The sequence below is a fragment of the Bacillus sp. FJAT-49736 genome (genome assembly GCF_018343615.1).
In the GTDB taxonomy this organism is placed as follows: Bacteria; Bacillota; Bacilli; order Bacillales; family Bacillaceae_C; genus Margalitia.
The window spans coordinates 947838-957117 of the sequence record NZ_JAGYPI010000002.1 but is presented as its reverse complement, the minus strand read 5'-3'; the positions used below and the strand labels follow the sequence as shown (position 1 = coordinate 957117).

6 protein-coding genes, 8 tRNA genes and 2 rRNA genes are annotated in these 9280 nt (G+C 42.9%); 13 read left to right on the top strand and 3 right to left on the bottom strand.

Annotated features, from left to right (window positions below; all coding sequences use genetic code 11):
- Positions 1-18 precede the first annotated feature (18 nt).
- The 10 genes from KHA87_RS16130 to KHA87_RS16085 all read left to right on the top strand — a co-directional run bounded on the left by KHA87_RS16130 (position 19) and on the right by KHA87_RS16085 (position 4361).
- A 23S ribosomal RNA gene (locus KHA87_RS16130) occupies positions 19-2976 on the top strand.
- A 164-nt stretch (positions 2977-3140) separates the two neighbouring features.
- A 5S ribosomal RNA gene (gene rrf / locus KHA87_RS16125) occupies positions 3141-3257 on the top strand.
- 9 nt (positions 3258-3266) lie between these two features.
- Positions 3267-3341: transfer RNA gene (locus KHA87_RS16120), tRNA-Asn, on the top strand.
- A gap of 2 nt (positions 3342-3343) precedes the next feature.
- Positions 3344-3416 (top strand) — tRNA-Thr (locus KHA87_RS16115).
- A 21-nt stretch (positions 3417-3437) separates the two neighbouring features.
- Positions 3438-3512, top strand: a tRNA-Glu gene (locus KHA87_RS16110).
- Positions 3513-3526: 14 nt separating this feature from the next.
- A tRNA-Val gene (locus KHA87_RS16105) sits at positions 3527-3602 on the top strand.
- 158 nt (positions 3603-3760) lie between these two features.
- Positions 3761-3836 (top strand) — tRNA-Thr (locus KHA87_RS16100).
- Positions 3837-3846: 10 nt separating this feature from the next.
- Positions 3847-3930 (top strand) — tRNA-Tyr (locus tag KHA87_RS16095).
- 58 nt (positions 3931-3988) lie between these two features.
- Positions 3989-4063, top strand: a tRNA-Gln gene (locus KHA87_RS16090).
- Between the two features lie 225 nt (positions 4064-4288).
- Positions 4289-4361 (top strand) — tRNA-Lys (locus tag KHA87_RS16085).
- Between the two features lie 367 nt (positions 4362-4728).
- Here KHA87_RS16085 and KHA87_RS16080 read toward each other — a convergent pair.
- Both KHA87_RS16080 and KHA87_RS16075 read right to left on the bottom strand, forming a co-directional pair.
- On the bottom strand, positions 4729-5604 hold the full coding sequence (locus tag KHA87_RS16080; protein ID WP_349305575.1) for an IS3 family transposase: 876 nt from the start codon (positions 5602-5604) through the stop codon (positions 4729-4731).
- On the bottom strand, positions 5601-5924 hold the full coding sequence (locus KHA87_RS16075) for a transposase (RefSeq protein ID WP_213092305.1): 324 nt from the start codon (positions 5922-5924) through the stop codon (positions 5601-5603). Before KHA87_RS16075 ends, KHA87_RS16080 begins: the two co-directional genes overlap by 4 nt.
- Positions 5925-6254: 330 nt before the next feature.
- Here KHA87_RS16075 and KHA87_RS16070 point away from each other — a divergent pair, with 330 nt between their 5' ends.
- Together KHA87_RS16070 and rocF are read left to right on the top strand one after the other, a co-directional pair.
- Positions 6255-7226, top strand: coding sequence for a cation diffusion facilitator family transporter (locus KHA87_RS16070; RefSeq protein WP_213095143.1), 972 nt, complete (start codon positions 6255-6257; stop codon positions 7224-7226).
- Between the two features lie 169 nt (positions 7227-7395).
- On the top strand, positions 7396-8295 hold the full coding sequence (rocF, locus tag KHA87_RS16065) for an arginase (protein WP_213095142.1): 900 nt from the start codon (positions 7396-7398) through the stop codon (positions 8293-8295).
- Positions 8296-8339: 44 nt separating this feature from the next.
- Here rocF and KHA87_RS16060 read toward each other — a convergent pair whose 3' ends face one another.
- Positions 8340-8504, bottom strand: coding sequence for an aspartyl-phosphate phosphatase Spo0E family protein (locus KHA87_RS16060; protein WP_213095141.1), 165 nt, complete (start codon positions 8502-8504; stop codon positions 8340-8342).
- A 209-nt stretch (positions 8505-8713) separates the two neighbouring features.
- Between KHA87_RS16060 and sigW the strand changes: the two genes are divergently transcribed.
- Positions 8714-9277: an RNA polymerase sigma factor SigW gene (sigW, locus tag KHA87_RS16055; RefSeq protein WP_213095140.1), complete on the top strand. Its 564-nt coding sequence runs from the start codon at positions 8714-8716 to the stop codon at positions 9275-9277.
- The last annotated feature ends 3 nt before the right edge of the window (positions 9278-9280 follow it).

Below are 9280 nucleotides of genomic sequence, written 5' to 3'. Positions count from 1 at the left end.
AGTAGTAATAACCTTATAGGTTAAGTTAGTAAGGGCGCACGGTGGATGCCTTGGCACTAGGAGCCGATGAAGGACGGGACTAACACCGATATGCTTCGGGGAGCTGTAAGCAAGCTTTGATCCGGAGATTTCCGAATGGGGGAACCCACTGCTCGTAATGGAGCAGTATCCTTATCTGAATACATAGGATAAGGAAGGCAGACCCGGGGAACTGAAACATCTAAGTACCCGGAGGAAGAGAAAGCAATTGCGATTTCCTGAGTAGCGGCGAGCGAAACGGAAGAAGCCCAAACCAAGAGGCTTGCCTCTTGGGGTTGTAGGACACTCTATACGGAGTTACAAAGGAACGGAGTAGATGAAGAGGTCTGGAAAGGCCCGTCAAAGAAGGTAACAACCCTGTAGTTGAAACTTCGTTCCCTCCAGAGTGGATCCTGAGTACGGCGGGACACGTGAAATCCCGTCGGAAGCAGGGAGGACCATCTCCCAAGGCTAAATACTCCCTAGTGACCGATAGTGAACCAGTACCGTGAGGGAAAGGTGAAAAGCACCCCGGGAGGGGAGTGAAAGAGAACCTGAAACCGTGTGCCTACAAGTAGTTAGAGCCCTGTGCATATTTTCCTTTGGAAAAATGCCGGGTGATAGCGTGCCTTTTGTAGAATGAACCGGCGAGTTACGATTTCATGCAAGGTTAAGCTGATGAGGCGGAGCCGCAGCGAAAGCGAGTCTGAATAGGGCGAACATAGTATGAGGTCGTAGACCCGAAACCAGGTGATCTACCCATGTCCAGGGTGAAGGTAAGGTAACACTTACTGGAGGCCCGAACCCACGCACGTTGAAAAGTGCGGGGATGAGGTGTGGGTAGCGGAGAAATTCCAATCGAACTTGGAGATAGCTGGTTCTCTCCGAAATAGCTTTAGGGCTAGCCTCAAGATGAAGAGTATTGGAGGTAGAGCACTGTTTGGACTAGGGGCCCTCATCGGGTTACCGAATTCAGACAAACTCCGAATGCCAAATACTTATGCTTGGGAGTCAGACTGCGAGTGATAAGATCCGTAGTCAAAAGGGAAACAGCCCAGACCACCAGCTAAGGTCCCAAAGTATACGTTAAGTGGAAAAGGATGTGGAGTTGCTTAGACAACCAGGATGTTGGCTTAGAAGCAGCCACCATTTAAAGAGTGCGTAATAGCTCACTGGTCGAGTGACTCTGCGCCGAAAATGTACCGGGGCTAAACGTATCACCGAAGCTGTGGATGGACACCGTAGGTGTCCGTGGTAGGAGAGCGTTCTAAGGGCGGTGAAGCCAGACCGGAAGGACTGGTGGAGCGCTTAGAAGTGAGAATGCCGGTATGAGTAGCGAAAGAAGGGTGAGAATCCCTTCCACCGAATGCCTAAGGTTTCCTGAGGAAGGCTCGTCCGCTCAGGGTTAGTCGGGACCTAAGCCGAGGCCGAAAGGCGTAGGCGATGGACAACAGGTTGATATTCCTGTACCACCTCTTTACCGTTTGAACGATGGGGGGACGCAGGAGGATAGGGTAAGCGCACTGTTGGATATGTGCGTCCAAGCAGTTAGGCTGGTTACGAGGCAAATCCCGTAACCGTGAAGGCGGAGCTGTGATGGCGAGGGAAATATAGTACCGAAGTTCCTGATTCCACACTGCCAAGAAAATCCTCTAGTGAGGTAAAAGGTGCCCGTACCGCAAACCGACACAGGTAGGCGAGGAGAGAATCCTAAGGTGAGCGAGAGAACTCTCGTTAAGGAACTCGGCAAAATGACCCCGTAACTTCGGGAGAAGGGGTGCTCTGGTAGGGTGCAAGCCCGAGAGAGCCGCAGTGAATAGGCCCAGGCGACTGTTTAGCAAAAACACAGGTCTCTGCGAAGCCGCAAGGCGAAGTATAGGGGCTGACGCCTGCCCGGTGCTGGAAGGTTAAGAGGAGGGGTTAGCGCAAGCGAAGCTCTGAATTGAAGCCCCAGTAAACGGCGGCCGTAACTATAACGGTCCTAAGGTAGCGAAATTCCTTGTCAGGTAAGTTCTGACCCGCACGAAAGGCGTAACGATCTGGGCACTGTCTCAACGAGAGACTCGGTGAAATTATAGTACCTGTGAAGATGCAGGTTACCCGCGACAGGACGGAAAGACCCCGTGGAGCTTTACTGCAGCTTGATATTGAATTTTGGTACAGCTTGTACAGGATAGGTAGGAGCCTTTGAAGCCGGAGCGCCAGCTTCGGTGGAGGCGTCGGTGGGATACTACCCTGGCTGTATTGAAATTCTAACCCGCACCCCTCAATCGGGGTGGGAGACAGTGTCAGGCAGGCAGTTTGACTGGGGCGGTCGCCTCCTAAAGAGTAACGGAGGCGCCCAAAGGTTCCCTCAGAATGGTTGGAAATCATTCGTAGAGTGTAAAGGCACAAGGGAGCTTGACTGCGAGACCTACAAGTCGAGCAGGGACGAAAGTCGGGCTTAGTGATCCGGTGGTTCCGCATGGAAGGGCCATCGCTCAACGGATAAAAGCTACCCCGGGGATAACAGGCTTATCTCCCCCAAGAGTCCACATCGACGGGGAGGTTTGGCACCTCGATGTCGGCTCATCGCATCCTGGGGCTGTAGTCGGTCCCAAGGGTTGGGCTGTTCGCCCATTAAAGCGGTACGCGAGCTGGGTTCAGAACGTCGTGAGACAGTTCGGTCCCTATCCGTCGTGGGCGTAGGAAATTTGAGAGGAGCTGTCCTTAGTACGAGAGGACCGGGATGGACGCACCGCTGGTGTACCAGTTGTCTTGCCAAAGGCATCGCTGGGTAGCTATGTGCGGAAGGGATAAGTGCTGAAAGCATCTAAGCATGAAGCCCCCCTCAAGATGAGATTTCCCATAGCGTCAAGCTAGTAAGATCCCTGAAAGATGATCAGGTTGATAGGTTCGAGGTGGAAGTGTGGCGACACATGGAGCTGACGAATACTAATCGATCGAGGACTTAACCAAAAAAAGCGATTCTCTTTACTTGATTCTTCTGCAGTATTTAGTTTTGAGGGAACAAAATGAAGAAATTCAAAAAATCCTCTTGAAAATTCATTAAAAATCATTATAATTAAGTTTGTCTTAATTAAATGAACTGCTATTATAGCAGTGAAGCAAAAGAAATAATATCCGGTAATTATGGCGAGAAGGTCACACCCGTTCCCATCCCGAACACGGAAGTTAAGCTTCTCAGCGCCGATGGTAGTTGGGGGCTCTCCCCCTGCAAGAGTAGGACGTTGCCGGGTTTAAATTTTTCCGCAGTAGCTCAGTGGTAGAGCTATCGGCTGTTAACCGATCGGTCGTAGGTTCGAGTCCTACCTGCGGAGCCATTGCTTCCATAGCTCAGCAGGTAGAGCACTTCCATGGTAAGGAAGAGGTCACCGGTTCGAGCCCGGTTGGAAGCTTACCTAATCAACATCAAGATTGGCCCGTTGGTCAAGCGGTTAAGACACCGCCCTTTCACGGCGGTAACACGGGTTCGAATCCCGTACGGGTCACCATTACATACATCCTTGGAGGATTAGCTCAGCTGGGAGAGCACCTGCCTTACAAGCAGGGGGTCGGCGGTTCGATCCCGTCATCCTCCACCATATATATATGCCGGCCTAGCTCAATTGGTAGAGCACGCCCGAGTTAGCTACGAAGTGGTGCTTCAGCGTACAGCTCGAGCCGCTACTTGATTAAGCTTCCTGAGAGCTGGACGACAGTTATATGCAGTGAAATTCAAGCAGTTTATATCTTAATATATGCCGGCCTAGCTCAATTGGTAGAGCAACTGACTTGTAATCAGTAGGTTGGGGGTTCAAGTCCTCTGGCCGGCACCAGAAGTTTTTCGGAGGGGTAGCGAAGTGGCTAAACGCGGCGGACTGTAAATCCGCTCCTTCGGGTTCGGCGGTTCGAATCCGTCCCCCTCCACCATTTTTAGTAATATTATTAAATCATTTGGACATAATATTAGTGTCTTTTTTCTTTTCATTGGGCTATAGCCAAGCGGTAAGGCAACGGACTTTGACTCCGTCATTCTCTGGTTCGAATCCAGATAGCCCAGCCATTTTTTTTTGCCTTTTTTCTGGATTCATATGACGAGGCATTATAGTACATACTACATTATGTAATCCGAGCCATTAGCTCAGTCGGTAGAGCACGTCCGAATAAACTGCGAAGCGATGCATCAGCGTACAGCTTGAGCTACAGCTTGAACAAGCTTACTGAAAGCTGGACGTCGTAGATGCACAAAGTAAGAAAACTAGAACAAATTTATATAATTATCTAATACGAGCCATTAGCTCAGTCGGTAGAGCATCTGACTTTTAATCAGAGGGTCGAAGGTTCGAGTCCTTCATGGCTCATCTTATTCTTAATAGAAGCTAAAATAACGCATAGTCTATGCGTTATTTTTTTTTGCTCCACTTTTTGCCGACACTGAATCCGTTATTTTAATAAAATGCGATCTTTGGAAGGTTTTAGAGAATACAGGATCCGCTATTTGCTAAAAAACAAGCATTAATGGTTGTTTTTTAGCTAGATAACGGAACATCTGGAGCTCTGTCAAGAAAGTGGACACCTAAATAGCGAAATATAGTGCTTGGCTTGTCTTAACTTTTTCAAATTATAGATGATACCGTGGAAGCGTCAAGCCCAAACCGCTTGACCCTTCCACGGTATCATCTGGCTAGTCGCTAAGTTAAGACAAGCCACCAAACTGCCTATCACTAATTAGGCAGAAATCTCCTTATAATATTTTTGCGCATATCCAACAGGAGATAAATATCCTATAGATCCATGTATTCTTTTACGGTTGTAAAAAAACTCAATATAACGGTAAATTTCAGTGTATGCTTGTTCCTTTGTTTGGAACTTTCGACTTTGAATTAATTCTTTTTTTAGAAGACTAAAAAATGCTTCTGCACAGGCATTGTCATAACAATTTCCTGTTCGACTCATACTAGCTTCCATTCGGTACTCCAGAAGTTGATCACGATAGTCTTTGGATGCATACTGAGTTCCACGATCCGAATGATGAAGCAAGCCTTCGGCTGGTTTTTTTGATTCATAAGCGTCCTTCAATGCGTCCATTACTAACTGGGTCTCCATGTGTCCGTAAAGACGCCAACCAACAATTTCACGTGTAAACAAATCAAGAATACTAGCTAAATATAAGCGACCTTCCCGACAGGGAATATAGGTAATATCGGCAACCCACACCTTGTTTGGGGCGGAAGCAGTAAAGTTCTGATTCAATTTATTTGAGGCGATAGGATAATCATGATTCGAATTAGTCGTAGTTACCTTGAATATCTTAGAGACACATGATCGTAGCCCTAATTCTTGCATGTACTTGCTAACAGTACGCTCATTGATAGTGTAATCCTCATCCTGTAGGAGCTTTGTGATTTTAGGGCTGCCATATATTTTATCTGAATCATGATAATGAAAAACAATACGATCTTTAACTTTATTCCTTCGCATTTCTTGTTGGCTCGGCTCATGATTCCTCCACTTGAAATAACCGCTCGGAGACACCTCTAAAACTTTACACATCTTCGTCACCGAAAACTCCGAACGATGGTTTTCAATGAATTCAAACCTTATGGTTTTGGACTGCTGAAGATGTGCACCGCCTTTTTTAAAATAGCTAGTTCTTCTTCGGTATTAGCTAATTTCCTATCTTTTTCTTTTAATTCACGTTCTTTATCTCGGAGCTGTTGTTCTAACTTGTTTAGACGTTCTTCAATTGCAATAGGTTCATTTTCAAATACTCTATATTTTGTCATCCAGTCATGAAGACAGCTTAGTGGAATCTTCAATTCATCAGCAATATCTGACATTGTCTTCTTTTTCTGTTGCTCTTGTGCAAACTTGACTGTTTCACGTTTAAATTCATCACTATATCTTTGACGTTGTTCACCCATGGAAACCCTCCTAATTATTATCATCATATCCAAATATGACTTTCGTTAAAGGGGTGTCCACTTTTTATTCTAGTTTCAATCTGTCCTCTAATATTATGAAATCGGTCTTTTTGTCACAGACAACAGAACGTGAGTCCTCTAATCGCCACCAACAATAAATTTTTTTTTATTGCTACTGAATCTAAATTTCACCGTAAACAATAATATTTACTAGTCATCATAAAACTTGAACTATTATTGTCACATTTTGTGAAGGTATCCAGATTAAGAAATGCTAAAATAATGAATTAATGAAATAATATATATCATTATTAGTGTAGGAGGTCTTAGATGGCTGAGATATTTCGGCTTTTAAAGGGTGGCAATAAATCTGCATTATTAGCTGCCATCGTGAACACAATTATTTCTATAATAAAGGGTATAGCGTTTTTTTTGACTGGCAATGTGGCAATGTTTGCTGAAACTATGCACAGCTTAGGTGACGCGGCAAATCAGCTATTTGTTTTTGTTGGTTCCGCTCTAAGCAAAAAGGCACCTACAGATCGTTTTCCAAATGGTTTCGGAAGGCTTGTTAATCTCGTGCTACTTGGAGCAGTTATAATAGTTGCTATTATGTCGTTTGAGACGATTAAAGAGGGTTTTCATCATATTTTCCACCCAACCGCATCCCAAGGGTTTATTATCAATATTGTGGTGTTAGGAGCAGGTGTTTTGTTAGAATCCTTTGTTCTTTATAAAGCGATGAAGGAGGTCCTTCATAGTCTTGATATGGAAGCAAAAGGGTTTGGAGTTGTTACACAGAGTTTGAAGCATTTAGGAAAAGCGAAACCCGCAACGAAATTAGTCTTTATGGAGGATACTGTTGCTACTGTAGGCGGTTTGCTCGCTATTATAGCCGTTATCATATCCCATTTTTCTTCCTTCCATCAGGCTGAAGGAATAGCTTCTGTGCTAATTGGAATAATGATGTTTGTGGTTGTAGGGAAGGTGTTTCTGGATAATGCAGCGGGTGCAATTGGTGAAGCAGACGAAGAAATGGAAGAAAAGATCGGAAGTATAGTGATGAATGATCCTTCCGTAAAGGATATTCAGGAGGTTACGGTAATTAAAGAGGGAGAAGAATTTCACGTTGAATTAGAAATTGAAGTTGACCCATCCATCACCGTTGCAGAGGCAGATGATATAAAGGATCGGTTAGAAGAAAGGATTTTAAAGGAAAGAGGAGTAGTGGATGTCTTAATTGAATTTGACGAGGATGATGGTGTTCCAAAATGGAAGGAAGAATCAAAAGAAAGAAAATAGTGGTGAGTCGAATAAGTTTATTCGGCTTTTTTTATTGGCGCTTTCCAGGTCTATCATTATATTAAAGAGTCATCTTATATAGTGCATATATATACAAAAAATTGTCGAGTTGAGTCATTTCATTTTCCTGTATAAAATATGTGTATAAAGGGAAAGTGAGGTACTTAATATGAAAAAAAAGATTTCGATTCTTGGCGTTCCAATGGATTTAGGGCAAGCACGCAGGGGAGTTAATATGGGACCGAGCGCGATTCGATATGCCGACGTAGTGGAGCGAATTGAAAAACTAGGCTATGAAGTTAATGATATGGGAGATATAGAGATTGGCAAGGCGGAAAGATTACATGATCCTGAATTAAATTTGCGAAATTTGAAAGCGGTTGCAGATGCAAGCGAAATTTTAGGCTCCAAAGTTAATGAAATAGTTGAAAAAGGTGATTTTCCTTTAATTTTGGGAGGAGACCATAGTATCGCTATTGGTACTTTAGCGGGAGTGTCAAAGCACTATAAAAACCTTGGTGTGATTTGGTATGATGCGCATGGTGATTTAAATATCCCAGAAACCTCACCTTCAGGCAATATTCATGGTATGCCACTAGCAGCAAGCTTGGGACACGGTCATGATGCATTAACGAATATTGGTGGCTACAGTCCAAAGGTAAAACATGAAAACATCGTCATCATCGGGGCAAGAGACCTCGATGAAGGAGAAAGAGAATTAATTAAGGATAAAGGCATTAAGGTTTATACCATGCATGAAATTGACCGTTTAGGTATGACAAGAGTAATGGAAGAAACTATTGAATACTTAAAGGAACGTACAGATGGAGTTCATTTATCCCTTGACCTAGATGGATTGGATCCTAATGAATGTCCAGGTGTAGGTACGCCAGTAATGGGTGGTATAAGCTACCGTGAAAGCCACTTAGCAATGGAAATGTTAGAAGAATCCGGAATTATTACTTCCGCAGAATTTGTAGAAGTAAACCCAATCTTAGATGATAAAAATAAAACTGCAGATGTTGCTGTTGGGTTAATGTGCTCTCTTTTTGGGGAAAAGTTATTATAATATGAAAAAAGCAGTAGAGAAAACTACTGCTTTTTTCTATTATTCTATTTTTTTATGCTTTTTTTTATTGATTCATATTGATTGAGCAATTGATCCAAATTATCACTGGCTTCAATAACCTTTTCATTATTAATAGAGGATTTTAATGCAAGTTCAATCATTTCTTTTCTTTTTTCTTCAATGTTTGTTATTATTTCCTGCATCTTCATTTAGAAACCTCCTCTTTATTCTATTTCCAGTTAATAAGAACTTTTCCTATTGAATTGCATTTCCACTTATTATTTACTGTTTATCCAATTTTGTAAAAAATAAAACATTCATTGGTAAATATTTGATATTATATAAGTATAGATATTTTTGAAACCTTTTTGCTATTCATTCGTAACAATGTATAGCCGCTAGGGCGGAGGGAAACTAGATGGAAATGCTTGTAAAAAAGAGGATAAAGCAAGTTATAAAAGGTGACCGAAATGCTTATGAAGACATAGTAGAGCTATTTAAAGACAAGGTTTTTCAAATATGTTATCGTATGTTAGGGAATCGCCATGATGCTGAGGAGATTGCACAAGAAGCTTTTATACGTGCATATTTGAATATTCAAAGCTATAAGCAGGAGAGAAAATTTTCTACATGGCTTTATCGAATTGCTACTAACTTATGTATAGATAGACTTAGAAAGAAAAAGCCCGATTACTATTTAGATGCAGAAGTATCTGGGACAGATGGTCTTACGTTATATTCGCAAATTCCTTCCAATGATCGATTACCTGATATGGAAGTCGAAAATATGGAACTTCAAGGAATCATCCAACAAGCTATTTATCAATTACCCGAAAAATATCGTTCTGTAATCATATTAAAGTATGTAGAGGAACTATCCTTAAACGAGATAAGTGAAATACTAAATTTACCTCTTGGAACGGTTAAGACAAGAATTCATCGGGGACGAGAAGCACTTAGGAAACAGCTTCGAAATTTATAGAGA